The sequence below is a fragment of the Enterobacter cloacae complex sp. IR5402 genome, from assembly GCF_049238125.1.
Lineage (GTDB): Bacteria > Pseudomonadota > Gammaproteobacteria > Enterobacterales > Enterobacteriaceae > Enterobacter > Enterobacter hormaechei_C.
Genome location: NZ_JBMKHO010000007.1, coordinates 209,597 through 230,311 on the forward strand (window position 1 = coordinate 209,597; position 20,715 = coordinate 230,311).

At 51.0% G+C, this 20,715-nt stretch carries 25 protein-coding genes and 1 pseudogene; 7 read left to right on the forward strand and 19 right to left on the reverse strand.

The window, feature by feature from the left end; translation table 11 throughout:
- The first annotated feature begins 1 nt into the window (after nt 1).
- Nucleotides 2–1,627: an alpha-amylase family protein gene (locus tag ACOTXL_RS14280; protein WP_032610073.1), complete on the forward strand. Its 1,626-nt coding sequence runs from the start codon at nt 2–4 to the stop codon at nt 1,625–1,627.
- Here the strand turns inward: ACOTXL_RS14280 and ACOTXL_RS14285 are convergent, their stop codons facing one another.
- Genes ACOTXL_RS14285 through ACOTXL_RS14300 form a run of 4 tightly spaced genes read right to left on the reverse strand, consistent with a single transcriptional unit; the run spans nt 1,628 to nt 4,119 of the window.
- The gene (locus tag ACOTXL_RS14285; RefSeq protein WP_023314787.1) at nt 1,628–2,614 is read right to left on the reverse strand and encodes an SDR family oxidoreductase; all 987 of its coding nucleotides are present in this window, start codon (nt 2,612–2,614) and stop codon (nt 1,628–1,630) included.
- Nucleotides 2,615–2,630: 16 nt separating this feature from the next.
- Nucleotides 2,631–3,149 (reverse strand): 2-oxo-tetronate isomerase, encoded by a 519-nt coding sequence (locus ACOTXL_RS14290; RefSeq protein WP_003862863.1) that lies wholly within the window; start codon nt 3,147–3,149, stop codon nt 2,631–2,633.
- Nucleotides 3,150–3,159: 10 nt separating this feature from the next.
- Nucleotides 3,160–3,606 carry a DUF421 domain-containing protein gene (locus ACOTXL_RS14295; protein WP_006811854.1) on the reverse strand — a complete coding sequence of 149 codons (447 nt, stop codon included), beginning with the start codon at nt 3,604–3,606 and terminating at the stop codon, nt 3,160–3,162.
- 9 nt (nt 3,607–3,615) lie between these two features.
- Complete coding sequence (locus tag ACOTXL_RS14300) at nt 3,616–4,119, reverse strand: hypothetical protein (RefSeq protein ID WP_045337139.1); 504 nt, start codon at nt 4,117–4,119, stop codon at nt 3,616–3,618.
- Nucleotides 4,120–4,258: 139 nt separating this feature from the next.
- Here ACOTXL_RS14300 and ACOTXL_RS14305 point away from each other — a divergent pair, with 139 nt between their 5' ends.
- Both ACOTXL_RS14305 and ACOTXL_RS14310 read left to right on the forward strand, forming a co-directional pair.
- Nucleotides 4,259–4,648 (forward strand): YdeI family stress tolerance OB fold protein, encoded by a 390-nt coding sequence (locus ACOTXL_RS14305; RefSeq protein ID WP_003862868.1) that lies wholly within the window; start codon nt 4,259–4,261, stop codon nt 4,646–4,648.
- A 61-nt stretch (nt 4,649–4,709) separates the two neighbouring features.
- A complete protein-coding gene (locus ACOTXL_RS14310) occupies nt 4,710–5,594 on the forward strand; it encodes an SDR family oxidoreductase (RefSeq protein WP_003862870.1) in 885 nt (294 codons plus the stop codon).
- A gap of 33 nt (nt 5,595–5,627) precedes the next feature.
- On the opposite strand, the gene ACOTXL_RS14315 is transcribed toward ACOTXL_RS14310, so the two are convergent.
- The gene (locus tag ACOTXL_RS14315; RefSeq protein WP_045350884.1) at nt 5,628–7,610 is read right to left on the reverse strand and encodes an alkyl/aryl-sulfatase; all 1,983 of its coding nucleotides are present in this window, start codon (nt 7,608–7,610) and stop codon (nt 5,628–5,630) included.
- A 171-nt stretch (nt 7,611–7,781) separates the two neighbouring features.
- Here ACOTXL_RS14315 and ACOTXL_RS14320 point away from each other — a divergent pair, with 171 nt between their 5' ends.
- Nucleotides 7,782–8,180, forward strand: coding sequence for a hypothetical protein (locus tag ACOTXL_RS14320; protein WP_023323707.1), 399 nt, complete (start codon nt 7,782–7,784; stop codon nt 8,178–8,180).
- A gap of 59 nt (nt 8,181–8,239) precedes the next feature.
- On the opposite strand, the gene ACOTXL_RS14325 is transcribed toward ACOTXL_RS14320, so the two are convergent.
- From ACOTXL_RS14325 to ACOTXL_RS14345, 5 genes are all read right to left on the reverse strand, one after another.
- Nucleotides 8,240–8,851, reverse strand: coding sequence for an outer membrane beta-barrel protein (locus tag ACOTXL_RS14325; protein WP_045350885.1), 612 nt, complete (start codon nt 8,849–8,851; stop codon nt 8,240–8,242).
- Between the two features lie 100 nt (nt 8,852–8,951).
- Entirely contained in the window at nt 8,952–9,581 is a 630-nt protein-coding gene (locus ACOTXL_RS14330; protein ID WP_045350886.1) for a helix-turn-helix domain-containing protein, read from the reverse strand.
- Between the two features lie 63 nt (nt 9,582–9,644).
- Entirely contained in the window at nt 9,645–10,820 is a 1,176-nt protein-coding gene (locus ACOTXL_RS14335; protein WP_045350887.1) for an OmpP1/FadL family transporter, read from the reverse strand.
- A gap of 223 nt (nt 10,821–11,043) precedes the next feature.
- The gene (locus ACOTXL_RS14340; RefSeq protein ID WP_017382881.1) at nt 11,044–11,712 is read right to left on the reverse strand and encodes an isochorismatase family protein; all 669 of its coding nucleotides are present in this window, start codon (nt 11,710–11,712) and stop codon (nt 11,044–11,046) included.
- Nucleotides 11,713–11,971: 259 nt separating this feature from the next.
- Nucleotides 11,972–12,115 (reverse strand): hypothetical protein, encoded by a 144-nt coding sequence (locus ACOTXL_RS14345; RefSeq protein WP_015571788.1) that lies wholly within the window; start codon nt 12,113–12,115, stop codon nt 11,972–11,974.
- A 412-nt stretch (nt 12,116–12,527) separates the two neighbouring features.
- Here ACOTXL_RS14345 and ACOTXL_RS14350 point away from each other — a divergent pair, with 412 nt between their 5' ends.
- Entirely contained in the window at nt 12,528–13,337 is an 810-nt protein-coding gene (locus ACOTXL_RS14350; RefSeq protein ID WP_045350888.1) for a DUF4225 domain-containing protein, read from the forward strand.
- Here the strand turns inward: ACOTXL_RS14350 and ACOTXL_RS14355 are convergent.
- Nucleotides 13,334–13,648, reverse strand: a complete 315-nt coding sequence (locus ACOTXL_RS14355; RefSeq protein ID WP_003862882.1) for a hypothetical protein — start codon at nt 13,646–13,648, stop codon at nt 13,334–13,336. The genes ACOTXL_RS14350 and ACOTXL_RS14355 overlap by 4 nt on opposite strands.
- A gap of 748 nt (nt 13,649–14,396) precedes the next feature.
- Between ACOTXL_RS14355 and ACOTXL_RS14360 the strand changes: the two genes are divergently transcribed.
- Entirely contained in the window at nt 14,397–14,756 is a 360-nt protein-coding gene (locus ACOTXL_RS14360) for a hypothetical protein (protein ID WP_045350889.1), read from the forward strand.
- Here the strand turns inward: ACOTXL_RS14360 and ACOTXL_RS14365 are convergent.
- From ACOTXL_RS14365 to ACOTXL_RS14385, 5 genes are all read right to left on the reverse strand, one after another.
- Nucleotides 14,749–15,291 carry a plasmid pRiA4b ORF-3 family protein gene (locus ACOTXL_RS14365; protein WP_045350890.1) on the reverse strand — a complete coding sequence of 181 codons (543 nt, stop codon included), beginning with the start codon at nt 15,289–15,291 and terminating at the stop codon, nt 14,749–14,751. The two genes, ACOTXL_RS14360 and ACOTXL_RS14365, sit on opposite strands and share 8 nt — an antisense overlap.
- Before the next feature lie 43 nt (nt 15,292–15,334).
- Nucleotides 15,335–15,772, reverse strand: a complete 438-nt coding sequence (locus ACOTXL_RS14370; RefSeq protein WP_045350891.1) for a hypothetical protein — start codon at nt 15,770–15,772, stop codon at nt 15,335–15,337.
- Nucleotides 15,773–15,774: 2 nt separating this feature from the next.
- Complete coding sequence (locus ACOTXL_RS14375) at nt 15,775–16,233, reverse strand: Panacea domain-containing protein (protein WP_045350892.1); 459 nt, start codon at nt 16,231–16,233, stop codon at nt 15,775–15,777.
- Between the two features lie 321 nt (nt 16,234–16,554).
- Nucleotides 16,555–16,740: a hypothetical protein gene (locus ACOTXL_RS14380; protein WP_045350893.1), complete on the reverse strand. Its 186-nt coding sequence runs from the start codon at nt 16,738–16,740 to the stop codon at nt 16,555–16,557.
- 231 nt (nt 16,741–16,971) lie between these two features.
- Complete coding sequence (locus tag ACOTXL_RS14385) at nt 16,972–17,583, reverse strand: hypothetical protein (protein WP_045350894.1); 612 nt, start codon at nt 17,581–17,583, stop codon at nt 16,972–16,974.
- Between the two features lie 149 nt (nt 17,584–17,732).
- On the opposite strand from ACOTXL_RS14385, the gene ACOTXL_RS14390 reads away from it, so the two are divergent.
- Nucleotides 17,733–17,933 carry a hypothetical protein gene (locus ACOTXL_RS14390; protein WP_045350895.1) on the forward strand — a complete coding sequence of 67 codons (201 nt, stop codon included), beginning with the start codon at nt 17,733–17,735 and terminating at the stop codon, nt 17,931–17,933.
- A 206-nt stretch (nt 17,934–18,139) separates the two neighbouring features.
- Here ACOTXL_RS14390 and ACOTXL_RS14395 read toward each other — a convergent pair whose 3' ends face one another.
- The 3 genes and pseudogenes from ACOTXL_RS14395 to ACOTXL_RS14405 all read right to left on the reverse strand — a co-directional run bounded on the left by ACOTXL_RS14395 (nt 18,140) and on the right by ACOTXL_RS14405 (nt 20,713).
- Nucleotides 18,140–19,279 carry a hypothetical protein gene (locus ACOTXL_RS14395; protein WP_045350896.1) on the reverse strand — a complete coding sequence of 380 codons (1,140 nt, stop codon included), beginning with the start codon at nt 19,277–19,279 and terminating at the stop codon, nt 18,140–18,142.
- 392 nt (nt 19,280–19,671) lie between these two features.
- Nucleotides 19,672–20,583 (reverse strand): annotated as a pseudogene (locus ACOTXL_RS14400) (DUF927 domain-containing protein); the annotation flags it as partial.
- Complete coding sequence (locus ACOTXL_RS14405; RefSeq protein ID WP_157845142.1) at nt 20,549–20,713, reverse strand: hypothetical protein; 165 nt, start codon at nt 20,711–20,713, stop codon at nt 20,549–20,551. The gene ACOTXL_RS14405 and the pseudogene ACOTXL_RS14400, both read right to left, overlap by 35 nt.
- Nucleotides 20,714–20,715 lie beyond the last annotated feature (2 nt).

Genomic DNA, 20,715 nt, shown 5'->3' on the forward strand with positions numbered 1-20,715 from the left:
TATGGCAGGCTGGCATACACGCGCCATTATTTACCAGATAGATACTGCCCTGTTTTACGATCTGAACGGCGATGGCTGTGGCGACATCGCCGGGATCGCCGCGAAGCTACGCTACATCCGCCGGATGGGCGCGACGGTTATCTGGATCACTCCGTTTTACCTCACGCCTTTTCTCGATGAAGGCTATGACGTGAGCGACCATTTGCAGGTCGATCCCCGCTTCGGCAAGCTCAACGATATCATCGCCTTTATTGAACAGGCGCGGGAGCTGGGGATGCAGGTCATTATTGAGCTGCTGATCCAGCATACCTCGGATGCGCATCCCTGGTTTCAACAGGCCCGCCGCAACCCTCAGTCACCCTATCGTGACTATTACCTGTGGTCCGACACGGACGACGACGATACGCCGCCGATGTTCCCCGGCGTGGAGAAGAGTATCTGGACATGGGACGACGAGGCGGGGCAATACTATCGGCATATGTTTTATCACCACGAGCCGGATCTCAATCTGGCCTCCCCTGCGGTGCTGAAGGAGGTTGAGAACATCATCATCTTCTGGCTAAAGCTCGGGGTGTCGGGCTTTCGCCTGGATGCGGCGTCGCACCTGACAAAACAGGCCGGACGTGGGGATGAAAAACGCGGCCTGTGGATCCTGGAGCATCTGCGCCGTCTTATCGAGCAGCGTAACCCGGATGCGATCCTGCTCGGCGAAGTCGACGTGGAGGTCGAGGCCTACAAAGATTATTTTGGTCAGAACGACCGGCTCAACCTGGTGCTGAATTTCTGGCTCAATAAGTACTTCTACGTCAGCCTTGCGGAGAAAAGCGCACGACCGCTGCGCAACGCGGTAAAGAAGATGATTGTGCCGCCTGACTCCTGCTGCTTCGCCAACTGGCTGCGCAATCATGATGAGCTGGATCTGGAAGGGATAGGAAAAAAAGCGAAGCAGACCGTCATTGATGCCTTTGCCCCTGACAAAGAAATGAGTGTGTATCAGCGAGGTATCCGCCGCCGTCTGGCGCCGATGCTTAATGGCGATCGTAAGCGGCTGGCCTTTTGCCATGCGGTCTTGTTTTCGCTGCCGGGCGTACCGGTCATGCGCTACGGGGATGAGATTGGCATGGGAGATGATTTGGAACTGGAGGAGCGTTACGCCGTACGCACCCCGATGCAGTGGGCCGGATCGCAAGGCGGCGGTTTCTCAGACGCCGACCCGGAAACTTTTATCGCCCCGATGATTGACCGCGGCCCGTACCGCTATCAAAAAATCAACGTGGCGGATTCGCTGTTGCACCGCAACTCACTCCTGCACTGCATTATCGATATCGCCAATACGCGCTCGGAGTTCCCTGAGATCGGCGTCGCGCCGTTTCGTCTTATTAATATCGACAGCGATGCGGTGCTGGGGATCTATTACGAAACCGACACGCGCAGCATTCTGACCTTCGTTAACTTTAGCGATAAGCCCGTTAATTTTACCGCCAGAGGGATCCGGCATGCGACCTGGACCGCCTGCCTGGCGGACAAACGCTACAACGACGCGCTGGTGTGCGGCAAAACCGTCGCGCTTAACCTCAGCGGCTATGGCTACCGCTGGTTCTGGACCGATCGTACCGCATTGCGCTGATTATCGTCTCCGCGAGAGCAGAAGACGCGCCACGATCGCACCCGTGACGGCGAGGGAGCCGAGCAGCACTTTCCCCGGCATGCCGGAGGTAACGCTGGTGGCGCGCTCTTTTGCTTCGTCGGTGAAGTGCCCGTGGATTTTATGCAGATCGTTAACCGGCTGATCCAGATAGTCCTGACGGTCATCCGCATTTAGCGTATCGGTCATCTGCCCTTCCCAGGCCTTTTTAACCATCAGCCGATCCAGAAAGCCGGGAAAAAGAAATTGCCCGACAATCGACTGGACGGTGCTGCTGCCCACCCACAGCTCCCGCACCGGTTTTTGCGCTACCTTGAAAATCGCGCTGGCAGCCACTTCCGGCTGAAACACGGGAGGAACCGGGCGCATCGCCCAGGAAAATTTATTCCTCGCCCACTCGAACTGCGGCGTGTTGAGGCCCGGCATCTGTACCATTGCGATCTGCACCCGGCTGTTTTCATGCATCAGCTCGGTGCGCACGGCGTCAGTAAACCCGCGGATCGCGGCTTTCGCCCCACAGTAGGCTGACTGCAAGGGAATGGAGCGGTAGGCCAGCGCGGAGCCAACCTGAATAATCGTCCCCCGGTCACGAGGAGTCATTAACTCCAGCGCGGCGCGGGTACCGTTAACATAGCCCAGATAGGTCACCTCGGTGACGCGGCGAAACTCCTCAGGCGACATGGTGCGAAACGGCGCCAGCATCCCGCCCATGGCGTTATTCATCCACACATCGATGGCCCCAAGCCGGTATTCAATCTCGTTAGCAGCATCGGTCACCGCCTTGCTGTCCGCCACGTCGGCCTGAACGGCACAGGCGTTGATCCCGAAACGGCGCAACTCCTCTTCTGTGGAGCGCAGACTCTGCTCATCGCGGGCAATGATGCCCACATCGTAGCCCGCTTTGGCAAAGTGCAGCGCCGTGGCCTTCCCCACGCCCGCCGTACCGCCGGTAATAACGATGACAGCCATAGCCTTTCCCCTTGTTTCAGACGTTATCCCAGCCGGAGAGTATTTCGATCAGTTCAGACAGGGAATAACGCACCGCCTTATCCACCACATCCTGACATTCACCGGAAAACAGCACGGTGCGGGTTTCCGTCTGTCCGCGAATATTCCAGCCGAAGCAGACCGTACCGGCTGCGGTGCCATCGTCTCCGCCTTCCGGTCCCGCATAGCCGCTGATGGCAAGGCCAATATCCGCCTCGGCAATTTCGCGAATTTTAGCGGCCATCTCGGTCACCGTTTGTTCACTGACGGCGGTGAAGCGCTCAATGGTTTCGTGCCGCACGCCGAGGATCCTCTCCTTCGCCGCATCGCTGAACACCACCATGCCAACGTCATAAAATTCCGCGGTGTTCTCTTCGGCACAAAGCGCAACCGCGAGATTGCCGCCGGTACAGGACTCTGCGGTAGTTAACCGCAAACCTCTGTCCGTAAGCTGAGTGGCGAGCTTTTTCGTCAGCTCGCTGATGGTGCTGTTACTGTCGTGAATAAGATTGCTCATCGCGTTGCCCTTAATTTTCGTCAGGAATAATAGAAATATGACCATTACGCTCAAGAATAGCGTATTTTATCTCCTTCAATTCTGTAATACCGTGATTCTGGCGGGCTGATACCAATATATCATCACAGGATACATCGACCTTTTTCAGTTTATCGGCAAGGGGGACACCGTTCTCCACCAATATCACCGGTGTGCCATCAAGAATATTCTCAACAGTGGAAAAATATTTTTTCAGGAGGCCAAAAATAATATCCACCACCACCAGCGTTGTTATTGTAATCATCGCACCGGTGACGGAAAAATCTTCGCCAAGCAGCGCCTGTTGTGTCGCCTCACTGATAATTAAGAGCAAAATAAGGTCAAAACTGGTCATTTGTAACAGGGCGCGCCGCCCGGCAACTTTAAACACAATGACCAGAAACAGGTAAATTGCCAGGGCACGAAAAACCATGTCCATATTCGACTCCTAGGGGTAAATAAACTGCCAGAAACGGATATCTGGCTCGTTGTTTACGCGGATGCTGTTTGTCCACTTCCCTGCTTTTGACGGCGTGATGAATAATAGAACGGTAAATTTATCGGTCTGTTGTAAACGATCGTAGACGAGAAACAGGGTATTCCCCCGGCTGTACATGCTGTCCGGTTGTGGCCAGACGCTGCCGGGCTCATACGCGTCGCTGCTTTCGCTGGTCAGGCTGAGGGTATATTTCCTCTCAGACGTCACCGGAAACGTCAGCGCCATCCGCGATTCGGTCTGGCGGCGACCGAAGCGCTCATAGCTCAGGGTCAGGGATTTTGCATCGTTTGTTTTCTCCACGTCACTGACCACACCGCTTGAAAACAGCCCGGCAATTGCCGCCACGATAATAGCTAACAGCACAATAAAACCCACCTGACGAAATGCGTACTCAAACGTCAGTAAACGATAACTCTCTTTTATCCCAGGCACTTTTTCATTTTTTGGTTCCATGGCAGTCGTCACCGTTTCGCTTAATTGCCGAAATTTTTGATTTCTCTGTGAAAATGCTTTTAAGACTTATCACATTTGCCACATAAAGAAATAGCAACAATACTTAATAAGTCAAGACATCCAAAATGAAGGATATCAGATGAAATTATCAGTGATTTCAGCTTTGTTAATATTAATTATCCCTACTGCCTGGGCAGATAATAACGGCGGGTTACAAAAGGGTGACGCGCCGCCACCGCCGCATGCGCTGGACAGCGGTTATCGTGGTACCGATGATGCGCGCATTATGACCATTACTCAGGCGAAAGAGATGCATGATGGCGCCTCTATTTCACTGCGCGGCAATCTTATTGATGGCAATGGCGATAAATACGTATTCCAGGATAAAACCGGGAAAATCGACGTTATTATCCCGAAAGCCGTATTTGACGACAGAACCGTGGAACCTGACAACATGATCAGTATTAGCGGCTCGCTCGATAAAAAATCATCCCCACCCGTAGTCCGGGTCAGCCACTTGCAAAAATAATTCAGCGAAGCGTTAACGCTGTAACTATCCATCAAATCTCACCCCTAACAAGGAGTTAGCTATGAGTGATAATGAACAACGTACGAACGCTTACCCAACGCCACCTTTCCCGAAGCAACCCCAGACGCCGCCGGGCCTGTCCTCAGAAATGGAACCCGTACCCGACCACGGCGAGAAGAGCTACAAAGGGCATGGACGTCTTGCCGGTAAGAAGGCGCTAATTACCGGGGGCGATTCCGGCATCGGACGCGCGGTAGCTATTGCCTATGCCCGCGAAGGGGCAGATGTCGCCATTAACTATTTGCCGGAAGAGGAAGAAGACGCAGCGGAAGTCATCGCCCTGATTAAAGCGGAAGGACGGAACGCCGTCGCGCTTCCGGGCGATGTGCGCGACGAAACTTTTTGTCAGAACCTGGTGGAGCAGGCCGTCTCAAAACTGGGCGGGCTGGATATCCTGGTGAATAACGCAGGCCGCCAGCAGTATCGTGAGTCGCTGGAAGAACTGACTACGGAAGATTTTGACGCGACCTTTAAGACCAACGTCTATGCGCCTTTCTGGATCACAAAGGCGGCGTTGCGCCACATGAAAGCCCCTGCATCCATTATTAACACCTCCTCCGTTCAGGCGGTAAAACCGAGCGCCGTACTGCTTGACTATGCGCAGACCAAAGCCTGCCTCGCGGTGTTTACCAAAGCGCTGGCGAAACAGCTGGGTCCGAAAGGGATCCGCGTGAACGCGGTAGCGCCCGGACCTTACTGGACCGTGCTCCAGCCCAGCGGTGGGCAGCCACAGGAGAAAGTGAAACATTTTGGCGAGAGTACCCCTCTGGGACGCCCGGGACAGCCCGTGGAGATCGCACCGCTGTATGTCACTCTGGCCTCGGATGAGTGTTCATACACCTCCGGGCAGGTCTGGTGTTCAGACGGCGGCGACGGCGTCATTTGACGAAAAAGGCTGCGAAAGCAGCCTTTTTTACTTTTAAGGGGTGACGACAGGAAACCAGAAACTGAAGCTCTCCATGCAGCGCAGCATTTCGTCTACCTTCGCGGCGTTGCCGACGATCGTCACCTCTCCTGCCTGTTGCGCCTTTTTCAGCGTGGTTTCCTTAAGGATGATTTTGTTCAGCGTTTCGCGGCTGAGCGTAATGGTTGCATCCGGATCTTCTGCCTGGATATTGGCACTATGGTTCAGCACGCCATTCTCCAGCTCCAGCTTATACCTGCCGCCCTCGCGGCCTAAATCAACGTTAAAAATACCTCTGGCATTCGCCGCTCTGACGCCGTTAAGGTGAACGCCGAAGTAGTCAAAAATCATCTCAGTCGACATGGCACGGACCGCATCCGGGCTGGCGGTTTTGGGCGTCGGCTTTATCTTCACGCCGTTACGCAACTCTTGCGCACCGGTGAGGTAGGCGTTACGCCACGGCCCTGACTCCACATGGTATCCCAGCTGTTCAAACGCATCGGCTTCCAGTTCGCGCGCCGCCTTATTATTCGGATCGGCAAAAACGACTTTACTGACCACCTGAGCCACCCAGCGATAATTCCCCCGGGCATAATCGACACGGGCTTTTTCAAGGATCGCGCGGGCTCCGCCCATGTAATCGACATACTTTTTCGCCGCCTCGACCGGAGGCAGTTCATCGAGCGTCGCCGGATTGCCGTCGAACCAGCCAAGATAGTAGACATAGGTGGCTTTAACGTTGTTGCTTACCGAGCCGTAATAGCCACGGCCTGCCCAGGATTTAGCCAGTCCGTAAGGCAGGGCGAAATTTGCGGCTATTTCATCCCTCGTCAGCCCCTTATTCGCCAGTCTGAGCGTCTGGTCGTTGATATAGCGGTAGATATCACGCTGGCTTTTCATCAGCTTCACCACTTTCTTATTACCCCATGTGGGCCAGCGGTGCTGCGCGATAATAATTTCCGCTTTATCCCCCCAACGATCGAGAGCGTTATTGATGTATTTTGACCATGCCAGCGGATCGTGTATTTTCGCCCCGCGCAGCGAATAAGTATTGTGCAGGGTGTGAGTGACGTTCTCTGCTGCTTCAATCAGCTTTTTCTCTTCCACATACCAGAGCATTTCAGACGGCGCTTCCGACCCCGGCGCCAGCATAAAATCATAGGTGAGACCGTCGATGATCTCTTTCTGCCCGTCTTTGGTAATGGCGTGAGTGGGCGCGATAAGCGTGACCGTCCCCGCTGAGGTGGTCGTCCCCAGACCTGCCCCTATCTGACCTTTTACATTGGCCTTTAACAGGTTTCCGTAGATATAACTGGCACGGCGGCTCATGGCATTTCCGGCCATGATATTTTCCGATACTGCCTCTTCCATAAAACCTGCTGGAGCATAGACTTTCACTTTGCCGGTCATCACTCCCGCTTCATCGACCACGCCACGCACGCCGCCATAATGATCGACATGACTATGGGTATAAATAACGGCAACAACCGGGTGTTTGCCACGATGTTGAACGTAAAGATCCATGCCCGCTTTGGCCGTTTCCGCAGACACCAGCGGATCGATAACCGTGATCCCCTCTTTGCCCTCTATAATCGTCATATTCGACAGATCGAGGTTGCGGATCTGGTAGACGCCTTCCGTGACCTCAAACAGACCGCCAATATTATTCAGCTGCGCCTGACGCCACAGGCTCGGGTTGACGGTATCCGGCGCTTTTTGCCCTTCTTTGATAAAAGCGTATTTCTGGGGGTTCCAGATAACGGCGCCTTTTTCGTCTTTAATCACCGCGGCTGGCAGCGGGGCAATAAAGCCTTTGTGCGCATTTCGGAAATCGGTCTTATCAAAGAAGGGCAGTTGACCATAAAGTGCATCATTCATCTCTTTCGTATGGGCAGTGGCTCCCTTCCCTTCCTTTTGTGCCAGGACAGGCAATGAGGTCAACGAAACTAATAGCAGACCAGCAACGGCCATCGCACTAACGAGAGTTTTAAATTTCATACTTCCTCGAGGAGTTATATTCACGCTGGCGGTACATGGGGGGAAAGGAGGCTATCACCAGGCTTATCTTTAACCTATGAAATTAACGTTTATAAATAAATAAGTTAATTCTTTCGTCGCTGCGGCCTTCAGGGATAATGCTGAGTCCAGTTATTTCCCCGGAGTGATTCGATGAAGAGCCTGCCGTTCTTTTTCGCTGTATTAACCCTCAGCACATTAACAGCCTGTAGTTCTCCCCAACCAGACAATGTTGAAAAAATCAATCATCTGCAAATTCCACTGGTGTTGCCGGGGGAAAAATCGCCGCAGGTACAGATATCGCATATCGCGTCTCTTTATCAGGAAAATAAACAGCAGATCGAGACCCTAACGCGCAGCGTAAAATCACAGTATCTACAGGACACCACCGCAAAAGAAATTTTTGTTGCGGACAGTGCCGTTCAACGCGTCTATGCCTCGCTGACCAAGCTGGAACAGTTAGATATGGTTAATCAGCAATATCTGAAAGATAATAATGTCACGGGTCTGCAAAATATTCATATCGTTCTTGAACCGTTATTCACCAGCTGAAAACAAAAAACCCGGCAACTTAAGCAGCCGGGTTTTTATTAATGGGCATATCACGGGCATCAGTCGTACTGACCAAAGCGATAGCTAAGCCCTGCGGTGACGGAACTCAGGTCGCTGCTCACGCCGATCTGGTTAACATTGCCCACGTTGCTTACCCACTGATACTCCAGGCGGCCCGCCCAGTTTTTATTGAAGGCGTATTCAGTACCCACGGCAGCAAGCGGGCGCACACCGGTTTCAAAACGATTGTGACCACTTACATCGGATTCAGCGCGATAGCCCATTGCGCCGGCACGGCCGTAAATATCCCAGTCATTGGTCAGGGCATAACTGGCCTTCAGAGACAGTTGCAGGCCCTGAGTTTTCATTTGCGCCCCTGCGCCATGCTGGCCTTTAATCTGCATGTTGCCTAAATAATCATAACCACCTTCTACCGCAAGCCATGGGGTAATCTGATAACCCGTATAAACACCCCCGCCGACATTATCATGGTCAAAATCGAAGTGATCGGAATGCGTGTTCTCAAACGCTTTTGAACCCATATTGGTATCAAAATAGTGAGACCAGCCGAATTTCGCCCCGCTATACCAGGTGCCCGCATCCGCAGCGGCGAAGGCGGAAGTGGCGGTAAATACATTAGCCATAATCAATGCGATAACTGTCTTTTTCATAAAAATACCGTTTACTTGATAAAGTTAAATCTGAGAAAGCAAACGATATAGAAAATTAACGGCAGCGTTAATTCCATTTCTGTTTAATTTTAAACTTCCGCTAGAATGATTCGGGTAAATACCTGACGTCAAGCAGATATCCACCGCGCTTAAAGGAAATATATTCGCCCTGCTTAAGGGCGGATAATACATTGAGTATACTGCTGCGAGAGAGCAGCGTACGATCCTGAATATATTCCAGAATCGTGGTACGCAGACGCGTCTCTTCCGGGAGCAAAATCATTTCCTGAAGGTGGTTACGAATAACGGAATAGGTACGCTGCTGAAGTACCTGTGCATCACGAAATATTAAATAGGCCGTATGGTATGAGAGCAGCGCGGCGACATCCTCCCAGACGCCCTCGGCGCGAAACAACTCAGCCGCCTTGTCCGCATCGAGACGTAAAATAGTCGACTCCCTTTCCGCACGGAGAAGATGCCCGTGCGTGGGCTGGATCATCTCTGCAATACCAAACAAATGCGGCTCGTAAACGGTCACTACCACCAGTCCATCCGAAGCCCGCAGCAGGGATAACTCCCCTTCCAGAAAGAGGTACATCTGCTGTTTCCCCTTCCGTAACCAGGTGAGTCGCTTACGCGGAACAACGTGCACTTTCTCCGCTATCGGCTCAAGGATGGCGGTCAGTCGTTCGATGGATTTTTCGGGTCGAACAGGCGGTAAAATATGCATGGTACAACCTTCTGACATTCAGTATCTGCCATTATAGACCATATATTTTAAGCGGTTAGCCGATCAAAACTGATAGCTGTAGTTGACGCTGGCAAACCAAAGATAAGGATGATCGTAACTTCCGGCAAACGCCACCGGCGATTTCACATGCGACGACTGCATATGAAGATACGACACGGCAATACCAATATTGCTGGCCGGGGTGATCTGATACTGGGCTCCCGTACCAAATCGCCACTCATCGCCGGTAGGTAAGGTTAAGGCCACATCACTCTGGCTTTCATACGGCGAGCTGTCGAACGCCACACCGGCATTCAGTCGCCACTGAGGCGTTGGACGATACTGCACGCCCACCGCACCGTGCCACGTGTCCTTCAGGCGGCTGACGTTGTTCAGCTGCTGGTCCCCGACGACGATTTTCGGCGCGCCGAACTGGCTCCAGTCCTGCCAGCCGAGATCGCCCATAACCGACCACCGCGGGTTAATATCATGCACCAGACTGAGCATGATTTGCTGCGGCGCGCTGATCTGTGCCGACACCGGCAGGTCGTAGGTGCCGTTCTGTAGACGCGCGTTGCCGTCAATATTGAAGCTGTAGTCCGTTTCGCTGTTCCAGGTAATACCGGCTCGGGTCTGGTCAGTTAGCTGCATCAGCAGCCCAAGCCGATAGCTCATGGCCAGGTCTTCATCGCGTCGCTGGTAGTCATCATCGTTAACGCTGCGAGTCAGCGAGAAGTAACCGTAGTTAACGTTGGCGGACGCGCCAATCGAAAGACGGTCGTTAAGCTTATAGGCCAGCGAGGGGCTGAGCGTCATGGCTACCATGGTACTCTTTTTAATCAGCCTGTCGCCCGCCCAGCTGCCGTAGTCGATCCCCAGGCCGTAATTACCGTAAAGCCCGATCCCGGCATAAAGATCATCGTTTATCTTCTGGCTATAAAAGGCGCTGGCATTCGGGATGGTTTTCATCACATCGCCGGGGCTTTGATGGGCATCGTTATCCAGCTGGTTGTCGATGGAGCCATCCATAACCTGTAACCCACCGGTGACCATATGATCCGGTAAGCGCGTCATGCCAGCCGGGTTGGTCATGATTGTCGAGGCGTCCTGCGCACGAGCCGCCTGCCCTGCTCCGGCAAGCGCGGTATCTTCGGTGCCGGCTTCATAAAAATAGAGGGCGCTGGCATGGGCACTGGAGGCAGCTAATACGCCAGCGCACAGGAGGAGTCGTGTTTTCATCTGTGGTCCGGGAAATAAAAAATTTGCCGACAGATATAACAGGGGCGATTGATTACGTAAAAAGAAAGAGGGTTTAATTTTAAATTATGCGCGGTTCAGCCCCTCTTAATATCTCTGACAATTCAGCGACGTCCGGAATACGACGCCGCTACGTCCTGCACCTGTAATACGCTCAGGTACAGGACGATAAAATCCAGCAACTTTTATACAGGTTTATTAGGACTTACTTATAATGCTCCAGATTGGTTTCCGGGCCCGTTCTGGCAATTTCCTGAGCTTTGCCGAAACTTTCAATCAGGCACTTATATTCCGGACAGACATGCTCTGCCAGGATCTCAGCAAAGCGAGAACCTTCCTCGCGGTTCCAGGTTCTCATTAATTCAGCGACAATGGCAAACGTATCGGTAGGGATCGCCCCCGCCTGAGCCACGCGCGCGATGGTGGTATCGGTCGCGATTTTGGACCAGTTCCCCGAGGCATCCACAACACAGTAAACCTTATACCCCTCCTGGACAGCGCTAACCGCAGGGAACGCCATGCAGACGCTGGTGAGCGTGCCGGCAATAATCAGGGTCTTTCTGCCCGTCTTTTCCACTTCCTTCACAAACGCCGGATTATCCCAGGTATTAATCTGCCCGGTGCGTGGAACATACACGGCATGGGGTGCATATTTGTGAATTTCCGGGATGAGCGGGCCATTGGGACCGTCAGGAACAGAGGCCGTGGTGATCACCGGGATATTTAAAAGCGTGGCAACTTTGGCTATCGCTGTCACATAATTACGAAGGTCTGGTACAGGCACATCACGTACCGTGTTGAATAAGCCACTCTGATGGTCGATGAGTAAAATTACAGCGTCATCAGTATCAATCATACCGTTTGTAGCAGCCATATTTCTTTCCTCATGATTTCTTTTACATTGCCGTCAACTCTCCCGGCTCCGCGATTTTACATGCACATGGTCAGGGTATAATGCATTGATAAATCATAATGAATAGTAGTTCGATCCGGTCTGAATACCGCATCATTTCAGGACAATTTCTGGCACGGTACGCTGAGCCATCGACGCTGACGGAAAGCCCTCGTGAGGAGAAAAGATCTTTACAATGCCGTTATGCGGCCATTCGTATTCGTTCGGCTGAAGGCAAGCGTTACTCACTACTGGGATCGCCCTTATCCTCCCGCATGGATTCGATAAACTCCCGTTGCTCCTCTGTGAGTTCAAGCTCATCCAGCAAGCGATCTAACTCTTCTTCAGGTGATTCCTTTTGGTTCTTTCTCTTCCCGGTAGCCATACTCACCCTTGAGTTATTAGGATTAATCTCAGGGTATCCAGGGTACAGGAAATGTGCAACTTAGCGTGTTATGCCATGGGTGATTCCTTGTTTAGCAAAAGAAGGCTTTTTACTACGAAAAGAGAGCTTTGTGCCTGTTGCAATAAAGCGAGGCAAATTGCAACGTAAGCAAAGCGGTGTGACGCAGTGGCAACACCAGAATATTTCATGCAGATCCAGTGAAATTATTAGGCGGTTAATCGTTCCACTCAGCGGATCTATAATAGAGCCGGGGATATTTTAAGCAGGAGGAAGTAAACTGGGAGGATAAAGAGACGGGACACCCACGGGGGTGGGTTGTGAAAGTATTTCCTATGGTCTTCGACCTTATTGCACCTAAAATGACCAGACACATTTTGGGAAGGAGTCTTTAATGGATATTGCGTTGCTTAACAGGGGCAGGAACAGAACATGGTCAGATACCATGGTGAATCTAGAGGCCCGGAAACTCGTCGAAACAGCAAACCGGCTGTCAGCATTCTATTTGCAAGATGGTCTTACACGTATCAAGTTTGTCGAAGAGATAAAACAGGTTGTAGATAAAGAATTTGAAACAGCACGACGAGCTAAAACCGATGAAGAATGCATTGCATGCATCAAAAATCTGCGTGCTGAAACAGATAATCTACACGAACAAGAACGCCTGTTAAGAACCAGAGCCGCACAGCTTTACGCGAAGGTCGAGTTTGTTAAGGAAAATAATAAAATCGTCGGTTATGTTATATCCGCCGTAAACGTGGTGCTATCAGGCGTGGTTCTCTTTGGTGGCTTTATGATGTTATCCACTATGGGGCCGATTGGTATGCTGGCTGGGGCAGTCCTGATTGCCGATGGAATGAACGGATTAACGAAAGAAGTGCTCAACTTTGATCAGCCAGAAGGACATAAACCCTCGCAAGGTATCATTGCTGACTCCGCGATGCATACGGCCCAGTTCATGGGATTTAATCCTAACACGGGCTTGGCTCTCTATAATGGTGTTACTCTCGGTGCCAGTGTGTACAGCATTGTAGGACTCGCTCGAAAAACTGGAGCCTGGAGATTATTTCGCTGGCTTCCACACGATTACTATCGCAAAGTCAGCACAATGAGCACTCCTAAGCTAACAATGAAGATTGTCGGTTATGGTGTTAAAGCAAAAGTGATTTTCGATCTATTGACAACCGAAAATGGAACCAGTTAATCCTTGATAGTTTTTCGGTAACGCCAGGATTTATAGGAAATTACCGGCGGCTGCGCGAAGGACATAATGGCAACCCCAAAGATCATCGCCAGCCCCCATGCAACTGCTCTATCAGGTGAGCTGAAGACGATAAGTAGCAGTAGGATTAAGGCACACACAGCCACCACTCCCGCCAAGGTAACAAATCGCCTAGCGAGGTCATTTATGGCCTCTCCAAGCGTTCCTCCATATTTTTCAATGTTGCTTTTTATCTTCTGCAATTCGGGCTGCGTAAACCCTGAACGTAACAAAGCCTCATCAGTCACTTTCATATCGTCTCGTCCCTTATCTCCCAGAAGTGTTTTCCCAATCGCTGATTGTGCAAGCAATCATACTGATGAACTTTACAGCAATCCACATGATGTTTGTCCAATGAATCAGATTTCAGACAATAGAAGCCATAAAGCCCCGTTGGTGATACAGCAACAAGTGGAGCCGTTAGGCGACAACATCAGACTGTCAGAGGGATCACACCTTATCAGGATAACCGTGTACCCTTGCGGGAGCGTGGCTGAAACGCTGATAGATCCTACATGTCGTTTGTAGGTACGTTATCACCATAAACCTGTTTTCGGGAGTTATGCCAGATATGCGGCTTTTAGTTCGTTGTTGTGCTGTCGCGGTAAGAAACTGGAACCACCGCCAGCGTGGATGATATGTTTCCTTGTACTACAGACCCTGTCACGCGACGCCAGATACGGGCATAGAACATTGGGTAGTTTTAGTTGTACCTGCTAAAGCGGAGCAAAGTAACTAACTGATAAATTATAACTTGTTAATTTATGAGGAGACTGGAGCGGCGAAGGGAGTAGAACAAACCATAGCAAAGCCACACCAAAAGCCCTTTCACGAGTTTTTCTTTTTGCGCCTATACACATTCCTATACACATTTATCTCTCGCTAGGGCTGTTCGTAGGCGCTTTCCCTCTCTATTGATGGCTTAAACTTCACGGCTACAATCTTGCCGCCGCACATCTTATTGTATGACACCTCTATCCCACAATAAGGAATCAGCCAGCCATGAGAATGACCAACCGCAAAAAAGAGATACTCAGCTATTTTGAACCGGATAACCTCGAATGGGTGACAGGTGAAATTGGTGCGCCGCCGTTCGATGTGTCGGGCGTGGCCTACCTGCTTCATGGCATGATGTCGTTCGATAAGCGCCACCAGCTAGAATCAACCCGGCGTACGTTGGAAAGCATGGTTGCTGGTGGGCTGCTGGAGCGTGTAACAGTGTATGAGTCGCGTCAGGTACGGCGCGGCGGTGAAACCAACGCAATGGTCGTGCGCTACGGTTTACCCGGTCAGTGCGCTGTTATGCGCGATACTGGCGGCGCTGATAACGCAATATCAGGCGAATACATGCGGGTCAGTTAAGAGCCTGCAATCTGTCGTTAATGTTGTTCAGGTCGTAAACCCGGCGTTCAATATCCAGCATCAGGAAATCGTGGATCTCTGCCTGTTCAGGATTATCAGACTTTCTGGCCTGTAAGAGCAATTCATTGTAACCATGCAAACCACCCGAATTTTCCGCCGGGGTAGTCCCCTTCCCGCGCAAACAGCTAACAGGCTGGATACTAGTATCATGTGTTTGCTTCTCCAGTACAATAAGGCAATCCCACCAGTCGCCAAAGTCATACGTGTAAACCAGCTTGTCACCCTCGTTCTGGAGCGCCGCCCATAATGGCGTGATTGCCGCGTTACCCATGCTTTCATCCTCACCCCATACGCGATACTCGCGACCTGGATCACCTTTACGCCCTTTCTCGAACATGTACAGGTGTTCGTCATTCCACCCAAAAGCCAACTGGATCACCGCGTGAAGTTTACTAAAGGGGATTTGCTCTGGAACCAGCACACGCCGCCATATTGGTGGTTTGCTGTCTCGGATGGTTATCTTTAGCTGGTACATGCGTCGTGAACAAATAGTGTAGGTTTAGGTGGGTGTTTTGCTGCTACTGACCGGGATAAAGCTGATGGTCAGGATCAAGCCATACAACATGGAACACGTTGCCTATGAAAAAACCATGTATACGGCCGTACTCATTACGTGATATCGCAAACTGATAAGGTGTAAAACTCTGGAATTGCTCGTTAAGGTGGGTAAAACCGTCAGGCTCAGAGGTCGTTTTCCACTCAATACAGTGGGATTTGAGCGCCGCATTCCGGTTTGTCGTAAACTCAAGTGATGTCAGGCTCGATATATCTTTAAGCCGTTCAAGTACTTTACAAAAGTAAGCCGCTGTCTGACCGGAGAAACCAAATTTCGCATGTGCTGGATCAATGTACTGGAAAGAAAAGCTAAGGGTTGTTGTCGTCGGATTGGGCGTTCCGGCAACAATTTTGTTATCTGCTACCGGAAGTTTCCCCGCTTTAATCTTCCCTTTAGCCATAGTTAAGCATCCATCATGCTGCGGTAAAATTCAGCAGTGACACCTTTGTCTATGCCGTTACGACACGGGGCATCAGATGGAGTATCACCACGAGCAATTAGCCAGGGCTTTTCCTGATGGGTCATCTGCTCAAGCTCATAGGCCGAAAACCTGCCGAATACGTTATAGATTTCGCTCAGGTGCTCTGAAACATCGTCCGGAAGTTCCGGGCATTTTATTTCGCTGGTGATCGGTTGCCATTTGTAGTCAGCAAATCGAATGTATAGATCTCGTGCAACGGGGCCATGTACCCATGCTTCAAACTGGTCAGCGATCAATTCTTTGTCATCATTGAGAGCCATGTACCAGGCATCAGCATAAAACACCATCTTTTGTAATTTCAGCGGCGTCATAACATCCCCATGCTCTTGAGCAAAGCAAAGCAGGTAATCCGCTACGCTGTTAAGGGTTGTAACTGCCATTATCCAATCTCCTGCCGTATGTTTTCGTCTATAACTGTCCACTCTCGTTAATAATCGCATATAACCACGGGTATTGCCCATCGTAAAATGCCATTTAAAGATTCTGCGTGATGGCTCACCATCCACCGCGCAAGATACCCGGTGCGTTTGACTGATAATCCGCAATTTGGTTGAAACTGTCCTGGAAACCTCAAGTTTGGAAACCAGCGACTGGCATCGTAGCTTTACCATTCGGTAGTCATAGTTACTGCTATATCCCTTTATTGGCGAGACCTGCGAGGGGTTTTGTTGTTCGAATATATAAAGGTGAATAAAGGTAATCTACCTGCGCGGCGCGGGCTTCTTCCACTGGTAGGCGGGTGATCGCATCATTTCGCGGAATTTGTCACGCCGGGCTATATCGGCATTAACTGAGCGTTCTATCTCCCGTTGATCTGCCGGGGTAAGCTGGTGGCCTTCGTGCTCCAGTTTGGCGGTGGTCAATAAAGCTATTTCGCGTGGTGTCATACGTCATACCCTCTGGAAGGATGAAACACGCCCGGATTAAATTTTATTTTTCGCGCGTATAAACATTCGATGAGGCGGGCAGTCAGTAAGGCTCAGGGTTGCAGAGATTTGGCCTCCCCCTCCCGGTGATAGTTTATTGCTTGATGTGGACGGCTTGCTATGTTGGCGGCGAATGCAAATTGTCGCAGAAGTCTATCCCGTTCCCTGACGCCCCGTGCGGGCGTTTTGCTTTTACAGAGTCAGGCCAATGCCTCTGGCTGCTTTCCCCGTCTTACGCTCAATCACGCCCGTGATTCTATCTACTACCGGACTGAATGCCTGCCAGTAAGCCATCTCCATTGCTGACAACTCTGCCCGCTTCCTGTCAAACGTAGCCCAGCGCATCCCCTTTGGTTTTGGGAACATGCGAATATCATTAAACAGGTTGTTGGTAAGGTCATTGTTGCCCCATATCGCGTATCGCTGTTGGCGTATCTTCATGCGCATCCTGTCCAGTTTGTCGGCGCTCTGGCTTTTATAGTGAAGTTTCCAGCACGCCCGGCAGCCAATATCTTTCTTGCCGATATACAGCTTCGCTACCCGTTTCACGCAATGGGGACAAACGTACCATTCCCGCACGCCATACCCGGCCTGCGTGGTTGTAGTGCGAATCACCCGCGTCACGCCGTTGATTGTCATGGCGTAGCTGTCGGCTTGCCGGAAGGTATACAACGTTCCGCTTTCGGTCTGGGTATAAAGCTGCGTACCCTGTTCAGCGTCCGCCAGCCTGCTACGCATGTTCGCAAGGAATGGCAACCCTATACGGGGCAGGTCGGTGGTATAGCTGCGCGTTCTGTCTCTCACTGGCTGGCCTCCTGCGAATTACTGCGCATTAACTACGAACGGTGCGCAAAAATGAATACGAAATAATATGCGTATTTAACTGCGAATTGTGCACTATTTTGCGCACTGTATATCTATAAATCCAGTAATGGAGCGGGTTTCAGGATGGTTTGCGCATTGGTATCCGTTTCGTTTTCCGTGGTCACTTTGGAAACTGCGCAATTCGCAATATTCATCCGGCGGTACGCACGCTGAATGCGCAGTTTTGCCGCGTACCTGACTGCGTACTGCGAACCAGTGGCGCGAACCTGAATATTCTGGACGACCTAAATCACGCTCTGGCTTCCAGCCCTCTGCTGGCGCGGGTTTAGCGCTACAAGGGATTAAAATCCGTCCAGGACAGTCCAGAATTTACAGCCGTTCTGGTGCGAACCTTACTGCGAACTCTCTCACCCTTTATCGTGACATACAGTGCCTCCTTCTTAATATCAGTAATCGTGTCGCTGACTCTCGAGACGCTTAAAGATAGCGATAAAAAACCCGCGAAGCGGGTTTCGAATATGATCCAATATGTTAGCTAAAGGGAACTTTTTTTCGCGCCTTCAATCTCGGCTTTGCAAATATCGTTATTAGTGAAGTTATACTGAAGAAAAATATACCCCTTGTCGGAACCGTCCGCTCTAGCTTCGATAGATACGGAGAGCAGGTTATTTTTCAGTGGTTTTTCTTTAGTTCCTTTCCATTCCGCTGACAGAAACCGCTCCTTTTTATCCAAGGACATCATCCAGTATTTAGGCTCTTTCCAGATTGAACCTGATATCAAGAAATCATTTTTATCAGCTTTACCATAGATAGAGGATAGTGAGTCGCTAAGTTCCTCATATTTGGATTTTAAAGCAATGCCAAAACTATCAGTATCAATGCTTTTACCCACAGCCCTTATTTGACATAGGCCAGCATCTGGGGAGATTAAAAGCCCATAAGCCTCAAAGTCAGCATTTTTTTTCGGCAACGATGCAGATGTGTAAAGGTCAGCACTATTTGCCACAGGTTTAAGATCTTCGCCGGTCATATCCTCAATATTCTTTTTAGATAAACCAACATCTAAACCAAACGGTCCTTCGCCCGGGGGTAACAATGGTGAGTTAGTGGCTGCTGGCGATGGTTGTGGTGTTTGTTTTGCAGCAGTAACCGTATTAGCCTGCTCAGTGGAGACTTTAACCTCGGCCAATCCATACATCGCCGAAAGGTACCGCTGTTGTAGCATCGCCATTGTCTGTTCCTGAGTCGCAACAGTCGACAGTTTCAGCACCTGGACGAGACCACCGCTGTATTGGCTTGCTTCCTTTTTTGCATCGCTGATTTGGAGAGCAAGCTTATCAATTTCAGTTTTTAAAGCCGCCGCCGCCTCTGGGTCTGGTTTAACACCGCTAATGGCTAAATCAATCTTAGCGCCCGACTCGATAGCATTGATACGTTGTTCTAAAAGGGCTTTATTCGTTCCCAGCACTTCAAGCCTGGCCGTCGTGAGATTTTTGATTAATCCACCCGTGAACTGCCCCTGCTGCTCTGTTGCTGCGGCTATTTCTTTTTCCGTCTGCGAAAGCTCGCTCTTGAGATTGCTCACTTCCTGCTTTTGCTCAGGAGTTAATTCCTTTGGGCCACACCCGGACAGAAGAGTGGCAGCAATAACGCACGCTAAAATTGTTCTTTTCATGTCCCTATCCCCATTAGTAATATTCGGATAAATCCTAGCACGCAGCTAATTACCCGTCAGTAGCCTAAGATCAAAACTGACTCAATGCTTCTATATAAATAAAAATGTGCTGGTTCAGTTGGTTCAGTTGGTTCACTGACCTCCAGCCCTCGCCACCACTGGGTTTTACTGAACCAACATCGGCGATTTTGTGTTGGTTCAGAGGGGTTTTCTGTTGGTTCACTGCCTGCCAGAGTGAATGCCCTTATCAAAGAATGTTGGTTCAAAACTGGCATTTGTTGGTTCAGTGTTGGTTCGAAACGAAAATAAAATCATTTATAAAACAACAAATTTTACATATTGAACCAACTGAACTGACTGAACCAACACCCTTTTTACGTATGTGAAAAATGCTATTCCTCTGGCTCGTCATAATCTTCTGGTCGGAAGGTCAGGACGTAAACGTTAATCTGTCGCCCGTCGATACGCGGTGATTTACGCTGATAACCACGCCCGCTAGCTGGAGGTTTTAGCATCCCGGCATTTTTCAGAACTTCGGCGAACTGCGTCGGATTAAAGTTCTGCGCGATCTCCTTCTCGAATGCGCCGCGAAAGGTGTAGAAGATTACAGGGTCGCTGTCGTGGTTCCCCTTCTGACGATACCCCGCCAGATCCTTAACGGGCATGTCAGCAGAACTGTAGGGGAACGGCGCGAAACGGCTGAATCCATACGCATTAAGAAACGCCTCAGTCTGCTCGATGATCTGCTGGTGCTCTTTGTTGCCGGTGCCGAACTCCCGCAGCCAGGCGTTGTAGCTGTGCTGTATCGCATCACGACACGTCTGAGCATCCCATCCGGTGACAACTTCACCTAACAGCAATGCCGCCTCCAGAATGGCAAAGCGGGCGGCCACGCGGTGAACCTGCTCGCCATAGTCGGCAGGTATCAGGCTGCGCCAGCGGGCTTCACACTCCCGCACGGTATCAATGGCCTGCTGCTGATGGTCTGCCAGCCACTTGATCCACTCCCGCCCCGCTGCGCCGTGGTGGTGCTGATATGCGTCTTTCAGTGCGTCGGCATGTTGTTTGCCGTTTTGGTGATCGTGAAAGCGCACCGCCTTACTCAGCGGGATATTCAGCAGGCGCACCAGTTGCCCGGCTTTGGTCTTGCGTCCGGCGGTGGCTATGAAGGTTTCTAAGTCCATTTCCCCGGTACTGATCGCCACGGTGCGCCAGCGCTTTAAATCCCGGTTGCCGCCTTCCTTCGCCCCCTGCAATTTCCCCACGCCGTTAAACAGCGCGTAAGCAGACTGAGACACGCTTACCGCCACATGCAGGGCAGGGGGCATGGCGGCGTGATGAATCAGGCACGTCGATAGACAGGCCAGCCAGCACATAAGGCCAGTTGCCAGCGGCGGCGGCGGTCACTTCGCGGATAAGGTCGATATTACGCATTG